Below are 17,736 nucleotides of genomic sequence, written 5' to 3' on the forward strand. Positions count from 1 at the left end.
GCCTGACAAAGTGCGTGCATTGTTCCAGCGATTGTCGGGTTTGGGAACAGACACGGGTCGAACGGTTCTCACACCCGTCCTGTAGGAAAAGACGCCACTGAGTCGGCCCAGGGCGTCTTTTCGATCAGTGGCCGTTGCCCGAGTGTCCGCCGGCATGCCCGGCGGCACCCGAGCCGGCGCTGCCGGAGCGGCCCTTGCCGCCACTGTCGTCGTGGTCGATGCCCTTGGCCGCCTTCTGCTGGGCGTCGACCTTGGCTTTCTCCGCGGCCTTGCCCAGCAGCTCAATGGCCTGCAGGTTGCTCTTGCGCACGCTCTCGACGAAGCCCTGGAACGGCACGTCGGTGATACCCACCAACCCGAAGTGACCGTTTTCACCATCGAGCAGGCGACCGGTCACCGGCTGATCGAGATACTGGAACCAGTGCACACCGACGATGGACGGCTCGTTCACCGCCTGCCTGATGAAGTTGGCGTAGGCCGGACCACGATCCTCTTCCTTCGCCACCTCGGTCACCCCGCCCCAGAACGGGCCACGATCGCGTGAGCCGAAGTTGAATTCGGTGATCAGCACCGGCTTGTCCAGCGCCTTCAACTGGTCGAAGTCGTAGCCGTCGCGGGGTTGCAGGGTATAGAAGTTGAAGCTCAGCACATCGCAGTACTGGGCACAGGAGGCCACCGCCTCCGGTGTACTGACGGCAAAGCGTCCGCCCAGCAGCAGGTGGTTGGGGGCGTGCCACTTCAGCGAATCGGAGATGGTCTTGAAGTAGGTATCGGCAAAGACCTTCTGGAAATACTTGAGGTCAGCCTCGATTTCCGGGTGCTCCGGGTTCGGCAGCGGCGCCTCGAAGCCCGGGTCCTCCATCTGCTCCCAGGTCGGGATATCCACACCCCAGGCCTTCGACAGCCCCTGCTGGTTGCGATACTTGTCGCGCAACTGCTTGAGGAACGCACGTTTGGCAGCCACGTCGGTGGTCAGGCGCAAGGTGCCATAGGCCAGCGCATAGCGGGATTTCGGATCGTCGCCGGGACCGGCCCAGGCCAGCTCGTTGTCGGCGAAATAGCCCACCAGCCACGGGTCGTCGCGATGATCGCGGGCAGCGATGGCGACTGCACGCTCGGTCGCCATGGCAAAGCGCGGGTCGAACGGGTCGGGCATACCGCCCCACCAGTCGTTGCCGGTGCTGATGCTGGCGTAGTCACCGACGATCGACAGCGGCAGGGTGTAAGGCACGCGATCGTTCAGGCCCAGGGCCGGATCGCTCCAGTTGCCGATGGTGTTGAAACCCCAGGCCTGCAGTCGGTCCAGCGTGTGCGTCTGCCAGCGTTTGGCATCGAAACCTTCGGCGCACGGCGGCTCCGGCTCACCCTCCTTGGGCTGGACGCAAGGCTTGCCATAGGTACGTTGCAGGTTGGCACCATAGAAGTCGAACCAGCGTCCACGGTTGAATCCACGTCCGGCGTTGGAGGCCAGGGCGACGCTGTTATCGCCCTGGCCGTAGTAGGCGGCCAGGGGCTCGCCGTCCCTGGGCAGGTCACCGAACATCCATTCACGCCCCTCGACATAGGTCTGCTGGTCGCTGGCGCTGACCGTATTGACCCCGAGGGAATAGAACGGATGGCCTTCCGGCGTCACCAGGTACCAGCGCCCGTCATGCTTCTCGGTACGGAAAAAACCCGTGGCGTCGAAGCCCGGGCCCTTGGTCCAGCCACCGAACTTGTCCAGGCCGTTGCGTTCACGCTCGGCCAGCCAGCCCTTGAGCTGTTGACCCTCGCGATTGGCCGCACTCCTGAGTTGCTCATCGGACGTGACCTTCTCCGGCCACCTGGCGCGGTTCGACTGGCCGTAGCCATCGACCAGCGAGCTGTAGGCGGCCTTGATCACATCATCGCCGTTCTGCACGCCAAAGCGCTCCAGCAGGATGTTCTGCGCCACTTTCGGCTTGTCCATCGACAAGGTCACCGACACCACCTGCTTGCGGTCCAGCTCACCGACGCTGCTGGCCAGCAGCACCCGCTGGCCATCCACGCTCAGGGGCATCGGTGGGCCGGCGCGCATGCCCTGGCTCAGCGGCGAAAAGGCCTGCAACGGCACCAGCAGGGTCTGTGCCGGGCCGGCCGGCAGGTCGACGCGACTGGTGAGGGTCTTGCCGTCGTTGCTCTGGATCGTCACGTTGAGCGTCAGCGCCCAGTCCATCGCACTCTGGATGCGCAGGCTCATCACCCCGGACTGCGACCAGTCCCACGCACCGCTCTGGGGCGTCAGACGCAGACTCGGTTGCGCCGTCGGGGTGAAGGTGACGCGACGCAGCACCTCGCCCTCGGCTGTCTGTTCGGCGTTGGATTGCGGCAGATCCGTACCATTGGTCACCACCTGCACCACATCGGCGGGGCGAACGAAGTTGAACAGGGTCTGCTGGCCCGCAGGCGCGGCCAGCAATGGCGCGGCAAACAGCAGAGCAAAAACGGTGGGCAGCGTACGGCGAATCATTTGAATCCAGTTCTCCCTATCGGCCAGTCAACGGCCTGCGTGGCGCCGGGCTCTGCACGAAAGCGGCTGGGCAGTTTCGTGCGGCCCTCGAAAGCGCCCTCCATAGACAACGAAATAGGCGATTTAACCTACGTCACATCAAGATATTTCACGCCGGAATGGTGGCAAGGCATTGAGGATAGCCTTCCCGTAGCGCTGAGTGACCAGGCGCCGGTCGAGCAAGGTGATGATCCCCCGGTCCGCCTCGGTGCGCAGCAGCCGGCCACAGGCCTGCACCAGCTTGAGCGAGGCGTCCGGCACGGCGATCTCCATGAACGGATTGCCGCCACGGGCCTCGATCCACTCGGCCAGCGCCGCCTCGACCGGATCGTCCGGTACGGCGAAAGGAATCTTGGCGATCACCACGTGTTCGCAATAGGCACCGGGCAGGTCGACCCCCTCGGCGAAGCTCGCCAGGCCGAACAGCACGCTGGAATCGCCAGCGTCGACCCGCGCCTTGTGCTTGTTGAGGGTTTCCTGCTTGGACAGGTTGCCCTGGATGAACACCTGGCGGCGCCAGTCGCGATCCAGGCCGTCGAACACGTCCTGCATCTGCTTGCGCGAGGAAAACAGCACCAGCGAACCGCGGGAGCCTTCGACCAGTTCCGGCAGGTCGCGGATGATCGCCGCGGTATGGGCGGCGGCATCACGGGGGTCGGCCTTGAGATCCGGCACCCGCAGCACGCCGGCATCGGCATGATGGAACGGGCTCGGTACCACTGCCGTCACCGCGGTCTTCGGCAGGCCTGCACGCATGCGGAAACGATCGAAGGTGCCCAGGGCGGTCAGGGTCGCCGAGGTCACCAGGGCGCCGTAGGCCACGTTCCACAGGTTACGGCGCAGCATGTCCGCAGCCAGGATCGGGCTGGCATTGACCTCGATGTCGAACAGCGCACCGCTTTCGGCCAGGGTCAGCCAACGCGCCATCGGCGGATTGTCCTCGGGGTCCTCGGTGGTGAACGCGGTCCACAGTTCCCAGTTGCCCTGGGCGCGGGACAGCAGGCTGCCGAACAGCGGATACCATTCCTCGGCCTGGCTGCTGGTGATGCCGATGCTGACCTCGCCGTCCATGCCTTCCTTGAGCAGGTCGGTCAGGCGGGTGAACAGGTCGTTGAGACGGGCGAAGCCCTTCTTCAGCTCGATGCCGATTTCCCGAAGGTGCTCGGGGATCACCCCACCGACAAAGCGATGGCGCGGCCGTTCGCGGCCCTCCATGTCCTCGCCGCTGCGGAAGTCGGCCAACTGCTCGCAGGCGCTGAACATGAACTGCTGCTGGGTCTTGATCTCCCGCGCCAGCTCCGGGACCTGTTCGATCCACTTGCCCAGGTCACCCGGCAGCGGGTGCTGGGCCAGCAGCTTGGTCAGGTTCTTGGCAGTCTGTTCCAGCCAGTCGGCGGTCGAACGCAGGCGGGTGTAGTGGGCGAAATGGCCGATGGCCTTGTCCGGCAGGTGATGGCCTTCGTCGAACACGTACAGGGTGTCACGCGGGTCCGGCAGCACCGCGCCGCCGCCAAGGGCGAGGTCGGCCAGCACCATGTCGTGGTTGGTGACGATCACGTCGACCTTGCCCATGCCCTCGCGGGCCTTGTAGAAGGCGCACTGGCCGAAGTTCGGGCAGTGGCGGGTGGTGCACTGGCTGTGGTCGGTGGTCAGCCGCGCCCAGTCGGCGTCCTCCAGGGCGGTGGGCCAGCTGTCGCGGTCGCCGTCCCATTTGTTGCCGGCCAGTTTCTCGATCATGCTGGTGAACAGCTTCTGGCTGGCCTCATCGACCTCGATCTTGAAGCCTTCCTCCTCGAACAACTGGGCCGTGGCGGTTTGCGCATGGCCCTCCTGCAGCAGCATGTCGAGCTTGGACAGGCACATGTAGCGCCCACGGCCCTTGGCCAGGGCGAAGCTGAAATTCAGCCCGCTGCTGCGCATCAGGTCCGGCAGGTCCTTGTAGACGATCTGTTCCTGCAGCGCGACGGTCGCGGTGGCGATCACCAGGCGCTTGCCGGCGGCCTTGGCGGTGGGGATCGCGGCCAGGCTGTAGGCGACGGTCTTGCCGGTACCGGTGCCGGCCTCGACCGCCACCACCGCCGGCTCGCCGTCGCGACGGCCTTCGGCGTCGGTGTCGATATCGCCGAGAACCTTCGCCACTTCGGCGATCATCAGCCGCTGGCCATAACGCGGCTTGAGGCTCTTGGCTTCGAGGAAACGCGAGTAGGCGCCCTGGATCGTGGTTTTGAGTTCGGTGCTGATCATGATTCTTCGGGCGCGAAAAACGCTGGATAAATTTTCAGTGGTTCGAATGGCCGCTATCATACCCCGCTAATTCATCCCGCGCCGAACGGAGTGCCCGAATGACCGTTTTTGCTCTCGCCTACACCTTGCATCTGCTGGCGGCCCTGATCTGGGTCGGCGGCATGTTCTTCGCCTGGATGGTCCTGCGCCCGGCGGCCATGGCCGCACTGGAGGGGCCGGCCCGCCTGAAATTGTGGGTCCAGGTGTTTCAGCGGTTCTTCGTCTGGGTCTGGATCGCGGTGGCGGTTCTGCCGATCAGCGGGGTGGGCCTGCTGCAACTGCGCTTCAGCGGGTTCGAGACGGCGCCACGTTACGTGCAGATCATGATGGGGCTATACATCGTGATGTTGGCACTGTTTCTTCGTATCCAGTCGTTGCAGTTGCCGGAACTGCGCAAGGCGGTCGAAGCCGGGCAATGGGCCGAGGGAGCGGCGGTACTGGGAAGGATTCGGCGGCTGGTGGGCGTCAATCTGCTGATCGGCCTGGCGCTGGTGGCGATCGTCGCGGCGCGGCCGATGTTCTAGACGGGCTTGCAGGGGCGCCCGACCGGCGCCCCTCAGGCGTCCTAAAGCCGCTGGATGGTGACACTGCCCGCCTCGCCCTGGGGCCCTGGCTGCCCAGCCAGGCCAGGTCGGCCAGGCTTGCCAGCCGCCGTGTCATAAATGAAGCAGCCCTTGGACTTGCCACCCGCCCCCGGGCGTCCCGCCGCTCCCGCCGGGCCACCGGCTCCGCCATCGACCTGAACCTTGATCTGTTCGGCCGGGTAGTCTCGCGGCAACTGCAGGTGGACCTGCGCCCCCGGCGCACCCTGGCGGCCATCTCCGCCATTGTCACCGTCCGAGCCGCGTCCGGCACTGCCCCAGGTGCAGCCCGGCTCCGCGCCGTTGGCCCCATCGAGCCCGACATAACCCGGAACGCCGGTCCCGCCACGGGCATCCACCGACAACAGCGGCCCTTTCAGCGCGTCGATCCGTACATTCAGGTTCCGCCCAGGCAAGGGCGCCTTCTGATAGGTACCCGGAGCACCGCGAGCGGTGATCTGGCTGCCACTGTCGAGTTCGGCGCGTACAGCCTTGAGCTCGAAAGCCTGCTCACTGGGCACGATGGCGATACGCGCCTCGCGTCCGAGGTGCAACTGACCCACTTCCAGACGGGTGATGCCCGCAGGAACCAGCAGGGTGCCGTTGTCGGCCACCTCCAGGCGTTCCAACTGCAGGGAACTGGTATTGCCCGGCAGACGCAACACGGAATGGGACTCGACACTGACGACCTGGGCGAACGCCAGGGGACTGCACAGGGCTGCCAGCAGGCAAAGACTACGCATGGCTGGCCTCCTCACGGGATGGCAGTGGCAGAACCTGCACGTGGAACATGCCGAATATCAGGATCTGCGCCCGATCACGCCAGGGATGGGCACGCTCGCGCAGGCTGCCGTCGAACAGCGCCACTTCCAGCAAATGAGTCAACAACAGCAGGCTCCCGGCCAGACTCACCAACAGGCGGAACGGACTGATCAGCGGGTTCACCACGTTGACCAGCACCACCAGCCAGAACAGCAGCGTCAGGACTTTCCCCAACCCCCAAAGCACCTTCATACGCCCCTCTCGTGAATTTATTCTTTGGGCGCACAGTAACGGCTTGCACAGGCAATTTGCCAGTGGGCTGGAGAAATTATTCTCCAACGGTAGCTTTGCCCGCCGGTTCGACGAAATTCATCGATTCAGAGCGGCCTATCCACTAGTCTTTACAGTCCTGATTGAGGATTTTCGATGACCGAGAGCATTTCTTCCCGCACGCCCCAGCAAGCCCTGGCCGCACTCCTGGACCGCTATGCCCCGCAGACCCTGCTGCTGGTTGGCGCGAGCAGCTTTCCGGCGCTCGAGGCCTTCCAGGCGGCGCACCCGCAGACCCAGGTCGCCTTCGCCGGGCCGGGTGCCCTGCCGGCGGAACTGGCGGCACGACGCTTCGACCTGGCCCTGGTGCTCGACTGCCTCGAACACCTGCCCAAACGTGCCGGCCGGGAACTGCTCGGCGGTATCCGCAACCTCAATGCCAGCCGCATGGCGGTGCTGGTGGACATGCCGGCCGCCGACTGGCAGGACAGCGACTTCTTCGCCCTGGCCCTGCAGAGCAGCGAGCGCTTCCAGCGCGACGAACAGGTGCTGACGCTGTTTACCTATGACCTGCGCGAATACAAACAGGTGCCGGACTGGCTCAACGCCAAGTTCTGGGCCAACCCGGAAAACTTCGGCAAATACTGGTGGTGACTCCCGTGAGCGTATCCATTTGCCCCTGCGGCAGCGGCAACCTGCTGGACACCTGCTGCGGCCATTATCACGCCGGTCATCCGGCGCCCTGCGCCGAAGCGCTGATGCGCTCGCGCTACAGCGCCTACGTGCTGGGACTGGTCGATTACCTGGTGGCGACCACCCTGCCGATCCAGCAGGGCGGCCTGGACCGCCAGGCCATCGGCGACTGGAGTGCCCAAAGCACCTGGCTGGGCCTGCAGGTCGAAAGTTCGGAGGTGCTAGGCGGCCAGCCGGAACATGCCTTCGTCACCTTCACCGCACGCTGGCACGACAGCGCTGGCGAACACAGCCACCGCGAACGTTCCGCCTTCGTGCAGAACAGCGGACGCTGGTACTTCATCGACCCGACCGTGGCGCTCAAGGCCGGGCGCAACGACGCCTGCCCCTGCGGCAGCGGGCAGAAATACAAGAAGTGCTGTTCGAGCTACCTGGCCGGCTGAGGCCGCTCAACACAGTTTCAGGTGGGAGGTGTCCGGCACCGCAGGTGCGGCGGGTGCCGGGATCTGGCCCATGTCGCTGCCCACCGGCGCCACGCTGAACGCCGACAGGTCGAACACCGGCGCAGCCGGCACGGGCCTCGGGTCCTGCATATCGCTGCCGACCTCGGCAAGCGCATAGTCCGGTGCATCGACCTCGCTGAACGCAGCCATGTAGGCATCACGTGGTACCACCCGGGCACGGCCGGCCGGCTCGGGCACAGCGCCCGGCTCGACCGCATCCACCTGCATCGCCTGTACCTCGACCCGCGCCCCGGCCCGCTCGATGGTCGAACGGTACTTTTCGGCAGCCGCCGCATCGAGGTTGTTCTTCAATACCAGCCGGCGCCCGGAGAACAGCCGTTCGATGCGCTGGGCATCGGCCTGGAACAAGCGCGCCAGGTTGCTGCGCACCTGCTCGGCGGGGGCACCGGGAAGCAGCTCGCCACTGAAGACAATCTCGTAAAGGCTCATGACCCTGCTCCTGTCCACCGGCTCGGTCCGTTGCCGGCCGGTCTTGAGTATGGACCAGGAAGTTTTACCGCCACAACCGGCGGGTAGCCGGCTAGACTGGGCTTCGAGAGGAGGAAGCCATGCACCCAAGGACACTCGCTGCGTTCGCCCTGCTGGCCGCCCTGGCGCTGTCCGGCTGCACCTCCTGGCTCGATGCCGGGCCGCGGGACCCCGAGCTGAGCGTGGTCCGGGTGGAACTGGTCAAGGCCACGCTGCTGCAACAGAAGTTCAAGCTGCACTTTCGCCTCGACAACCCCAATGACAACACCCTGACCGTGCGTGCCCTGCATTATCGGATCTATCTGGACCAGTGGCTGCTGGCCGAAGGCGACTACGACCGCTGGATGACCGTGGAGCCCAACAGCCGGGCGTTTTTCGTGGTGCCGGTGCGAACCAACCTCTGGCAGTACATGAAACCGCTGGCCAAGCGCCTGGAAAAACTCGGCACGCCAATCCCCTATCGATTGGAAGGCACCCTGGAAACCGGATTATTCATCGGCTATGACGTGCACCTGGAGCACAAAGGCGAGATAATTCCCGGCGATCTTATTTCGGAGTAATTCCAGCATGACCCAGCAACCTCACGTCCATGGCCCTGATTGCAACCACGATCATGATCACGCGCACCACGATCACGGCCACGTTCACGGCCCGCACTGCAACCACGCGCACCAGGAGCCGGTCCGCAACGCCCTGAAGGACGTGGGCCGCAATGACCCGTGCCCATGCGGTAACGGCAAGAAATTCAAGAAGTGCCACGGCGCCTGAGACCCCGGGCATCGCTGTTGTGGGTGGCGGCCGGGCGGCATACCGCTGGCTGGCGATAGCATCCTCGCGAACGCTGCATCAAGGCGCGCAATGGCCGCCTTTGGCGGATAGCCAGCAGGCCGGCCCCACAGGTGATGCAGCTCGCCCCTCAGGCACGGATCAGTGCCACGGCCAAGCGGTTTGCACCTAGTCATCGCGCCGCTCGAACGCCAGCGTGACCTCCAGCCCGCCGCCCTCGCGATTGCGCAAGATCATCCGGCCACCATGGGCCGCCGCGATGGTATGGGCGATACTCAGCCCCAGGCCATAGCCGCCAGTTTTCGCATTGCGCGAGCCCTCGACCCGATAGAAAGGCTCCACCACCTGCTCCAGCAGCGCCTCGGGAACACCCGGGCCGCGATCACTGATGACGATCCGCAGTTGTGGCGACTCGTCCTCGATCCGCACCACCACCTCGCGACCATACCGCACCGCATTCTCCAGCAGGTTCTGCACGCAGCGCTTGAGGCTGCGGGCATAGCCGGGCAAGGGCCGTTGCGCCCAGCCCTCGACACGGATCGGCTCGCCGATATCCTCCAGGTCGGCCTGCAGGCTGCGCAGCAGGGCATTGATATCGATGTTCTGGCGTTCCTCATTCACTTCCCCGCTGCTGACGAAGTCCAGGGTGCTGGAAACCATGTGTTCCATGTCCTCCAGGTCCGTGCGAAAGCGCTCCTTGACCTGGTTGTCCTCCAGCAGTTCGGTGCGCAGGCGCAGCCGGGTGATCGGCGAGCGCAGGTCATGGGAAATCGCCGCGAGGAAGCGGGTGCGCTCGGCGATGCTGGCGATCAGTTGCTGTTGCATGACGTTGAAGGCCTGGGCCGCGCGTCGCACCTCGGTCGGCCCGTCCAGGGGCAGCGGCGGTCGGCGGATGTCCCGGCCCAGCGCCTCGGCGGCCTTGGCCAGGGCGTTCAGCGGACGGATCGCCAGGCGCACCGCCAGCAGGGCAATGATCACCACCACGACGATCCGCAGCAGATAGATGCGCATCACGTAGTCGAACAGCAGGTCCAGCGGCGAAGTGCTGGTCCAGCCCTGTTCCTCCCTGGCCTCCACCAGCAGCCAGCGGCCATCCGGCAGGCGCAGGTCGATCAGGAAGCGGCCGATCGCCGGATGGGCACCGAACAGCGTGGACAGGCCGGCGATCTGACCCTGCTGATCCACCACCGACAGTTGCAGCAGACGCAGGGTCTGCGAGTAACCGGTCTTCTCCGACAGCACCTTGTTCAGCAGCCGCTCGGTATCCAGGTCCTTTTCGCTCAGGCGGCTGGGAATACCACTGGCCTGCTCGCTCAAGGTCAGGTGGAAGTGCGGCGAGTCGATCAGCTCGATCAGGCTGTCCGCACGCTGCGGATCAAGATGCGATAGACGGACGATATTGGCCAGCCGGGTGGCGATCAGGCGGGTAGGAATCTCCAGCACCTGGCTGTGGCGCACGTCGTACCAGATGCTGCTGGTGAGGATCTGCGCCGCCAGCATGCCGGTCACCAGGATCAGCACCAGCCGACCGAACAGCGAACCCGGCCACCATCTCACGACTGGGGTTCCACATCGGTGGCGGTCAGCATGTAGCCCTCGTTGCGCACCGTCTTGATCAGGCTCGGCTCCAGTTGCTGACGCAGGCGGCTGATGCACACGTCGATCGAGCGGTCGAACGGCGTGCTGTCTTTTTCAAACACGTGATTGAGCAGAAAATCCCGGCTCAACGGCCGGTTGGGATGCTGCAACAGCAGGCGCAGTACACGGAAATCGGTGTTGCCCAGGCTGATCACCAGTCCCTGCGGAGACAGCAGTTGGCGGGCCCGGGTATCCAGTTGCCAGCCGGCGAAGCGAATGGTCGGCACATCGTCGATCCGTGCCCGCTCGGGAAAGCTCTGGGCCCGGCGCAACACCACCTTTATCCGCACCAGCAGCTCCCGGGGGTCGAACGGCTTGGGCAGGTAATCGTCGGCACCCAGTTCCAGGCCGAGGATCCGGTCCACCAGGGTGCCACGGGCGGTCAGCATGATCACCGGGATGTTGGAGGTCACCCGCAGTTCGCGGCACAGGCTCAGCCCATCCTCTCCCGGCAGCATCAGGTCGAGGACGATCAGGTCGATGACATTCAGTTCCAGGCGCCGGCGCATCTCCTTGCCATCGCAGGCGGTGGAGGTCTGATAGCCGGCGTTGGTCAGGTACTCGGACAGCAACTGACGGATTTCCGGATCGTCATCGACGATCAACAGGTGATCTGGCTTGCTCATGAGGAAAGGTCGTATCCGAAAAAAGCTACGGGATAGCCGAAAGTTCTCGGCCTGTAGAAATGAAATGTAATGGAATGTGTTGAGAAGCGTTTGTATGCGGTTCCAATACAAAGAGCGCCCCGTCCGCCGAGGCGGGCTCTTTAGACTACCGAATCTAAATAAGATTGATTTTAATTTAGCACAGGTTGTCCCGCATGCCATCGTCGCCCCAGCCCTCCGCCTCCCGCCTGCAACCCCTGTCCCTGCCCGGCACCCTGGCACCGGTGTTCGGTCTGATGGCCATGGGCGCGCTGCACCCCGCCATGGCCCGGGAGACGGAAACCCCTGGCGTCCTGACCCTGCCGGACCTGAAGGTCGAGGGCGAGTACAATTCGCCGTTCAAGGTTGACCGCGCCAGCTCGGCCAAGCTCAGCCAGCCGCTGCTCGACACCCCGCAAAGCGTCACCGTGGTGCCGCAGCAGGTGCTCAAGGAGCAGAACGCCCAGACCCTGCAGGAAGTGCTGCGCAACGTACCCGGCATCACCTTCATGTCCGGCGAAGGCAACCTCGGCTGGGGCGACCTGTTCTCGATCCGCGGCTTCTCTTCGGAACAGAGCTTGACCGTCGACGGTGTACGCGATGCCGGCATGTCGACCCGTACCGACACCTTCAACCTGCAGCAGGCCGAAGTGTTCAAGGGCACCGGCGCCATCGAGTCGGGCATCGCGGCGGTCGGCGGCAGCGTCAACCTGGTCAGCAAGGAAGCCCACCTGGGCGACAGGAACAAGCTCTCGGTCGGCGTCGGCAGCGACAACTACCGCCGCCTCACTGCAGACCTCAACCATGAGTTGAACGACACCACCGCCGTGCGTATCAACCTGATGCGCCACTACAACCAGGTGGCCGAGCGCGACGATGTCGACTACGACCGCTGGGGCCTGGCCACGTCCCTGGGGATGGGCCTGGGCACGCCGACCCGGGTGCTCGTCGATCTGTTCTACCAGAAAGACGACAACACCCCGGACGGCGGCCTGCCGATCCAGCGCAGCACCCATGGCGACACCATGCCGGGAGTGAAACGCTCCAACTGGTACGGCGACTCCAGCCTCTATACCCAGCAGACCGAAACCCTGTCGCTGACCGCGCGCCTGGAGCATGATTTCGACAACGACGCCAAACTGAAGAACCAGATCCGCTGGGAACGCACCGACAACTTCGCGGTACTGTCGCCGGCGCGTTTCTTCGCCGCCAGCGCCAACGGCCAGAAAACCTGCACCGGTACCCGCTGCGCGACCCTGGGCTACACCGGCGTCGGGACGGTCGGCCAGGTACCCGGCTCGACGGTCAATGCCTACCCCGGCCATGTCGCCAATGGCGATACCGCCTACGGCATCCTGCGCGGCTCCGACTTCGGCCAGTCCAAGCGCTACACTATTCTCGACAACCAGACCGACTTCAGCTTCGGCTTCAACACCGGCAGCGTGTCCCACGCGGTGGTCAGCGGCCTTGAGCTGTACCACGAGACCTACGGTGGCCTGAAGCGCAACGCCGAAGTACCCGCCGGCGACATGTTCTTCGACATGGCCGATCCGCAGCACGACTTCGCCAGCACCTGGGTGACCAAGGGCGAAGGCGAACCACGCTCGATCATCGACAACGCCGGCCTCTACATCGGCGACACGGTGACCCTGAACGATCAGTGGCAGGTGCTCGGCTCGCTGCGCTACGACCACTGGCGCGCCCAGACCACACAGCGTGGCCAGGCCGATATCGACAGCAGCGACGGCGCCGTGAGCGGACGCGCCGGCGTGGTCTACAAGCCACTGCCCAACGGCAGCCTCTATGCCTCCTACAGCGAGGCGGCGGAACCATCGGCAATCGGCGCCTCGACCAACAACCAGATCTACGGCGCCTCGAGCACCACCCAGTACTCGCCGGCCAAGTCCAGGACCTACGAAATCGGTACCAAGTGGGACCTGCTCCACGACCAGGTGAACCTGACGGCCGCGCTGTTCCGCACCGAGCTGGAAAACTCCTGGGAATACCAGAGCGGCGAAACCGCACCGGTGCGGGCCCTGCCGGCCAAGCGCGTCGACGGCGTCGAACTCGGCCTGCAGGGCAACATCACCCCGCAATGGACCGTGTACAGCGGCTTCTCCGCCCTCAAGAGCGTACAGACCAAGGGTGCCAACAAAGGCGCCGAGGCCAAGAACGTTCCGGACCTGACCGCCAACCTGTGGACCACCTACCAGGTCACCGAGGACCTGAGCCTGAGCTACGGCGCCAACTACGTCGGCCGTCGGCGCTACAGCGACAACAAGTATGTCGGTGGCCTGAACAACAACAGCAGCTATGCCACCGGGCCGGCCGGGGTCTACGCGGTCTACGTGAAGGACGACGAAAAGGCACCGGGCTACTGGCTGCACAACCTGGCGGCGCAATACCGGATCAACTCGCAAACCCGGGTCAACCTGAACCTCAACAACGTGTTCAACACGTTCTACTACAGCCAGATCGGTGCCTCGCTGGACGGCTTCCAGCTGTACGGCATCCCCGGTGCCGGCCGCACGTTGACGGCGAGCGTCGACTATGAATTCTGAGGTCTCTACCCGCCGTTGTTCGACCGCTGAAGACAGCCTGCCGCCAGGCATGGATATGGCGATCCGGCGCCTGGGTGCGCAACACGCCGATGAACTGCCGCTGCGACAACCGAGCGGCGCTTACCACACCCCGTTGCGGCGCTGGAGTGACGTCTGATGCGCCGCCTGCCCCTGGAGAAATCGTGATGATCAAACCCCGTGCGCTGTTGCGCCTGAGTGCCCTGTTCACCGTTCTGCTGCTTGGCCCCGCGACGGCGGCCTCGGCCCATGAAGTCACCGACGTGCTGGGCCGCAAGGTGGATGTACCGGACCACGTCCAGCGCGTGGTGCTCGGTGAGGGCCGGCTGATTTCCGCCTTCGCCCTGCTCGACCGCGAGGCGCCGTTCCAGCGTATCGTCGGCTGGCAGAACGACCTGCGCCTGCTCGACCCGCACACCTATGCGGCCTATGCCGCCAGGTTCCCGAAGGTCAAGGACATCCCGTTGATCGGCCAGGCCTCGGAGCAGAGCGTCAGCGCCGAGGAAATCCTCAGCCTCAAGCCCGACCTGGCAGTGTTCAGCATCTCCGGCCACGGCCCGACCGAACACAGCCCGGTCGCCGATGTGCTGGCCAAGGCCGGTGTCGCGGTGCTGTTCGTCGACTTCCGGATCAACCCGATCAAGGGCACCCACGCCAGCCTCGACGCCCTCGGCCAGGCCCTCGGTCGCCAGGCGCAAGCCAAGGCCTACCTGGACTTCTACGACCAGCACCTGAAAGCCATCACCGACCAGGTCGGCAACCTGCCGGACAGCCAGCGGCCTAAAGTTTTCCTCGAACTGCTGGCCGGTGCCTGGCAGGCGCCGGGGCATACCACCGGCAAAAGCGGCATGGGTGAAGTAATCCGTACCGTCGGCGGCGTGAACATCGCCGAAGGCGTGGTGCCGGGTGCGCTCGGCGACATCAGCGTCGAGTACGCGCTCAAGGCCGATCCGGACCTGTATGTCGCCACTGGCAACCACAAGCCGGGCCTGGTCCTCGGTGCCGAGGTCGGCCAGAACGAAGCCCGCGCGGCCTTCGACACGGTGCTGGCGCGGCCCGAGTTCAAGAACCTGCGGGCGATCCGCACTGGCAACGCCCACGGCCTGTGGCATGACTTCTACAACTCGCCGTACAACCTGCTGGCGATCGAAGCTCTGGCCAAGTGGATTCACCCGGAGCTGTTCGCCCGGTTGAACCCGCAGGACACCCTGGATGCGATGAACAAACAGTTCCTCGACACCCCGCTCAAGGGTGCGTACTGGATCGACGCGCAAGCCAAATAACCGCCTTGTCCCCTGAGGAAAAGGGCCTCCCGGCCCCACACCGCCCTGGAGGAGCGGGTTTGCCCGCGAAGCTTTTGAAGGCCTCACTGGCCGCTTCGCGAGCAAGCCCGCTCCTACAAGGCGGTGAGACGATGCCTGGGCCCAACTGATCGTGATGACCACATCCCTGAACGCTTCGCCCCTGGACCTGGCCACGGCCAGCCAGGGTTATCGCCGCCTGCTGTTGCGCCGCCTGTGGTTATTGGTGCTGCTGGGCGGCGCCCTGCTGTGCGCGATGCTCGTCGACCTGGCCAGCGGTCCTTCCGGCCTGGGCCTGGCCGCGCTGCTCGACGGCCTGCTGCACCCCGACCACCTGAGCCTGACCGACCAGGTGATCGTCTGGAACGTGCGCCTGCCCTACACCCTGATGGCCGTGCTGGTCGGCTGCGCACTGTCGCTGGCCGGGGCGGAAATGCAGGCGATCCTCAACAATCCGCTGGCCAGTCCGTTCACCCTCGGCGTGTCGTCGGCAGCGGCGCTGGGCGCCTCGCTGGTGATCGTGTTTCCGGTGACCACCGCCTGGCTGTCGAACAACACGGCGATCTCCCTCTCGGCCTTCGTCTTCGCCGCCGCCTCGGTGTTCCTGCTGCAGGCCATGTCGCGGCTGCGCGGCGCCGGGGTGGAGAGCCTGGTGCTGTTCGGCATCGCCCTGGTCTTCAGTTGCAACGCGGTGGTGGCGCTGCTGCAACTGGTCGCCACCGAGGACGTATTGCAACAGCTGATCTTCTGGACCCTGGGCAGCGTGACCCGGGCCAACTGGGACAAGCTGGGTATCCTGGCGCTGGTGATCGCCCTGGTCATGCCCTTCTCCTTCGCCGCCGCCCCGCGCCTGACCCTGCTGCGCATGGGCGAGGACCGTGCGATGAGCTTCGGTGTCGATGTGAAACGCCTGCGCTTCGCCTCGCTGCTGCGCATCAGCCTGCTGTCGGCGACGGCGGTGGCCTTTGTCGGCACCATCGGTTTCATCGGCCTGGTCGGCCCGCACATCGCCCGTATCCTGGTCGGCGAGGACCAGCGTTTCCTGCTGCCGGCCAGCGCCCTGGTCGGCGCCCTGCTGCTGTCGCTGTCGTCGATCGCCAGCAAGCTGATCATGCCCGGTGTGGTGGTGCCGGTGGGGATCGTCACCGCCCTGGTCGGCGTGCCGATCTTCGTCGTGCTGGTATTCAAGCGTGGGAGGCAACCATGAGCGAGCAACCACAAGGCCTGACGGTCGAACATGCGGTGATCGGCTACGGCCGCCGCCAGGTGGTCCGCGGCCTTAGCCTGCCGGCTTTGCAGCCGGGCACGCTGACCGCACTGATCGGCCCCAACGGGGCCGGCAAGTCGACCCTGCTGCGCGGCATCGCCGGCCTGGAAAGCATGAGCGGCGCGGTGCGCCTGAACGGCGAGAACCTGGCACGCCTGTCGGTGGCGGAACGCGCCCGGCGGGTCACCTACATGCCGCAGAACCTGCCACCGGGCCTGAGCCTGAGCGTGATGGAAAGCGTGGTCGCGGCCTTGCGCGTCGGCCGGCTGTCGCACCAGCAATGCCTGGATGAAGCCTTCGACGCCTTGCGGCGCATCGGTATCACCCATCTGGCCGACCAGTGGCTGAGCAGCCTGTCCGGGGGCCAGCGGCAACTGGTCAGCCTGGCGCAACTGATCGCCCGCCGGCCGCAGGTGATGCTGCTGGACGAGCCCACCAGTGCCCTGGACCTCAACTACCAGTTGAAGGTGATGGCCTGCGTGCAGTCGCTGGTGCGTGAACACCGCTTGATCGCCGTGGTGGTGCTGCACGACATCAACCTCGCCGCGCGGTATGCCGACAACCTCGCGGTCCTGCGCCAGGGGCAACTGTTCGCCAGCGGCGAGCCGCAGGCGATCCTCGATGCGCGCCTGTTCGCCGAGGTCTATGGCGTCGAGGCACGGATCGAGCGCTGTTCGCGACAGACCCTGCAGATACTGGTGGATGAAGCGATGGGCTGATCCCTCCTGTCGGGGCCTAGCGCTCCATCACCTCGGCCGCGGACACCACCGTCGCGTACTCGCCATGCAGGTTGCCCAGGGACATGGCATGCACCTCCTGGGCAGTGCGCATCTGGCCGAAAAAATCCGCCTTGTCGAAGGTGTAGCACGCATCCTCGACCACCCGGGTGGCGAAGCCAAGATTGCCCGCCGTACGTGCCGTCGCTTCCACCGAGTTGTGGGTCGCCACGCCGACGATCACAAGCTCACGGATTCCCGCGGCCTGCAAACGGGCTTGCAGCCCGGTGGCGCAGAAAGCATCCGGTACATCCTTCTGGATCAACCACTCCCCCGGCCACGGCCGAAACCGCTCCTGGAACTCGACGCCCGACTGGCCGGGCCAGAACACCGATTCCGACGAACGGGAAAGATGCTGCACATGCACCACCGGCCAGCCCCGCTCGCGCCAGTGCTGCAGCAGTTCGGCGATCCGCTCCTCGGCCGCGGGATTGTTGCGTGGCCCGAGCCGCGGCTCAAGGATGCCCTGCTGCTGGTCGATCACGATCAATGCCGCCCTGTCCATCGTCTTGTTCACTCCCCTTGCGCCAGGAACCGCCAGGATCGCACAAAACCGCAAAATAACCGCAGCCCCCGTCTTGCGCGGCCTGGTCCCGCTCACTAACGTAGCGCCTTTACTGACGCTACCCCCGCAGGA

18 protein-coding genes are annotated in these 17,736 nt (G+C 65.2%); 10 read left to right on the plus strand and 8 right to left on the minus strand.

The features are described 5' to 3' along the window. Nucleotides 1–124: 124 nt before the first annotated feature. On the minus strand, nucleotides 125–2,488 hold the full coding sequence (locus PF66_RS00520; RefSeq protein ID WP_054061642.1) for a beta-galactosidase: 2,364 nt from the start codon (nucleotides 2,486–2,488) through the stop codon (nucleotides 125–127). Between the two features lie 138 nt (nucleotides 2,489–2,626). Further along, entirely contained in the window at nucleotides 2,627–4,771 is a 2,145-nt protein-coding gene (dinG, locus tag PF66_RS00525) for an ATP-dependent DNA helicase DinG (protein WP_054056636.1), read from the minus strand. 98 nt (nucleotides 4,772–4,869) lie between these two features. Between dinG and PF66_RS00530 the strand changes: the two genes are divergently transcribed. Next, on the plus strand, nucleotides 4,870–5,334 hold the full coding sequence (locus PF66_RS00530; protein WP_054056635.1) for a CopD family protein: 465 nt from the start codon (nucleotides 4,870–4,872) through the stop codon (nucleotides 5,332–5,334). 41 nt (nucleotides 5,335–5,375) lie between these two features. Here PF66_RS00530 and PF66_RS00535 read toward each other — a convergent pair whose 3' ends face one another. Both PF66_RS00535 and PF66_RS00540 read right to left on the minus strand, forming a co-directional pair. After that, nucleotides 5,376–6,134 (minus strand): hypothetical protein, encoded by a 759-nt coding sequence (locus PF66_RS00535; protein WP_054061643.1) that lies wholly within the window; start codon nucleotides 6,132–6,134, stop codon nucleotides 5,376–5,378. Beyond that, nucleotides 6,127–6,405 carry a DUF1145 domain-containing protein gene (locus PF66_RS00540; protein WP_054061644.1) on the minus strand — a complete coding sequence of 93 codons (279 nt, stop codon included), beginning with the start codon at nucleotides 6,403–6,405 and terminating at the stop codon, nucleotides 6,127–6,129. Before PF66_RS00540 ends, PF66_RS00535 begins: the two co-directional genes overlap by 8 nt. A gap of 174 nt (nucleotides 6,406–6,579) precedes the next feature. On the opposite strand from PF66_RS00540, the gene PF66_RS00545 reads away from it, so the two are divergent. Together PF66_RS00545 and PF66_RS00550 are read left to right on the plus strand one after the other, a co-directional pair. Further along, complete coding sequence (locus PF66_RS00545; protein WP_054061645.1) at nucleotides 6,580–7,077, plus strand: DUF6231 family protein; 498 nt, start codon at nucleotides 6,580–6,582, stop codon at nucleotides 7,075–7,077. A 5-nt stretch (nucleotides 7,078–7,082) separates the two neighbouring features. Then, nucleotides 7,083–7,559: a YchJ family protein gene (locus PF66_RS00550; protein ID WP_054061646.1), complete on the plus strand. Its 477-nt coding sequence runs from the start codon at nucleotides 7,083–7,085 to the stop codon at nucleotides 7,557–7,559. Between the two features lie 6 nt (nucleotides 7,560–7,565). On the opposite strand, the gene PF66_RS00555 is transcribed toward PF66_RS00550, so the two are convergent. Next, nucleotides 7,566–8,069 (minus strand): hypothetical protein, encoded by a 504-nt coding sequence (locus tag PF66_RS00555; RefSeq protein WP_054056630.1) that lies wholly within the window; start codon nucleotides 8,067–8,069, stop codon nucleotides 7,566–7,568. Between the two features lie 119 nt (nucleotides 8,070–8,188). Here PF66_RS00555 and PF66_RS00560 point away from each other — a divergent pair, with 119 nt between their 5' ends. Further along, nucleotides 8,189–8,668 (plus strand): LEA type 2 family protein, encoded by a 480-nt coding sequence (locus PF66_RS00560; protein ID WP_054056629.1) that lies wholly within the window; start codon nucleotides 8,189–8,191, stop codon nucleotides 8,666–8,668. 7 nt (nucleotides 8,669–8,675) lie between these two features. Further along, nucleotides 8,676–8,876 (plus strand): SEC-C metal-binding domain-containing protein, encoded by a 201-nt coding sequence (locus tag PF66_RS31735; protein ID WP_037006349.1) that lies wholly within the window; start codon nucleotides 8,676–8,678, stop codon nucleotides 8,874–8,876. A gap of 186 nt (nucleotides 8,877–9,062) precedes the next feature. Here PF66_RS31735 and PF66_RS00570 read toward each other — a convergent pair whose 3' ends face one another. Continuing rightward, nucleotides 9,063–10,451, minus strand: a complete 1,389-nt coding sequence (locus PF66_RS00570; RefSeq protein ID WP_054061647.1) for an ATP-binding protein — start codon at nucleotides 10,449–10,451, stop codon at nucleotides 9,063–9,065. Next, the gene (locus PF66_RS00575; RefSeq protein WP_054056626.1) at nucleotides 10,448–11,158 is read right to left on the minus strand and encodes a response regulator; all 711 of its coding nucleotides are present in this window, start codon (nucleotides 11,156–11,158) and stop codon (nucleotides 10,448–10,450) included. The genes PF66_RS00570 and PF66_RS00575 overlap by 4 nt, the downstream gene beginning before the upstream one ends. Before the next feature lie 194 nt (nucleotides 11,159–11,352). Between PF66_RS00575 and PF66_RS00580 the strand changes: the two genes are divergently transcribed. From PF66_RS00580 to PF66_RS00595, 5 genes are all read left to right on the plus strand, one after another. Then, a complete protein-coding gene (locus PF66_RS00580; RefSeq protein ID WP_054061648.1) occupies nucleotides 11,353–13,737 on the plus strand; it encodes a TonB-dependent receptor in 2,385 nt (794 codons plus the stop codon). Next, nucleotides 13,727–13,894 carry a hypothetical protein gene (locus PF66_RS32985; protein ID WP_160319816.1) on the plus strand — a complete coding sequence of 56 codons (168 nt, stop codon included), beginning with the start codon at nucleotides 13,727–13,729 and terminating at the stop codon, nucleotides 13,892–13,894. Before PF66_RS00580 ends, PF66_RS32985 begins: the two co-directional genes overlap by 11 nt. Before the next feature lie 28 nt (nucleotides 13,895–13,922). Continuing rightward, nucleotides 13,923–15,038, plus strand: coding sequence for an ABC transporter substrate-binding protein (locus tag PF66_RS00585; protein WP_054061649.1), 1,116 nt, complete (start codon nucleotides 13,923–13,925; stop codon nucleotides 15,036–15,038). A 154-nt stretch (nucleotides 15,039–15,192) separates the two neighbouring features. Further along, on the plus strand, nucleotides 15,193–16,263 hold the full coding sequence (locus PF66_RS00590) for a FecCD family ABC transporter permease (protein WP_054061650.1): 1,071 nt from the start codon (nucleotides 15,193–15,195) through the stop codon (nucleotides 16,261–16,263). Continuing rightward, nucleotides 16,260–17,042: an ABC transporter ATP-binding protein gene (locus tag PF66_RS00595; RefSeq protein ID WP_054061651.1), complete on the plus strand. Its 783-nt coding sequence runs from the start codon at nucleotides 16,260–16,262 to the stop codon at nucleotides 17,040–17,042. The genes PF66_RS00590 and PF66_RS00595 overlap by 4 nt, the downstream gene beginning before the upstream one ends. Before the next feature lie 16 nt (nucleotides 17,043–17,058). On the opposite strand, the gene PF66_RS00600 is transcribed toward PF66_RS00595, so the two are convergent. Continuing rightward, entirely contained in the window at nucleotides 17,059–17,604 is a 546-nt protein-coding gene (locus PF66_RS00600; protein ID WP_054056621.1) for a cysteine hydrolase family protein, read from the minus strand. Nucleotides 17,605–17,736: the final 132 nt, after the last annotated feature.

Origin of the sequence: Pseudomonas asplenii (assembly GCF_001293465.1) — a bacterium.
Lineage (GTDB): Bacteria > Pseudomonadota > Gammaproteobacteria > Pseudomonadales > Pseudomonadaceae > Aquipseudomonas > Aquipseudomonas fuscovaginae_B.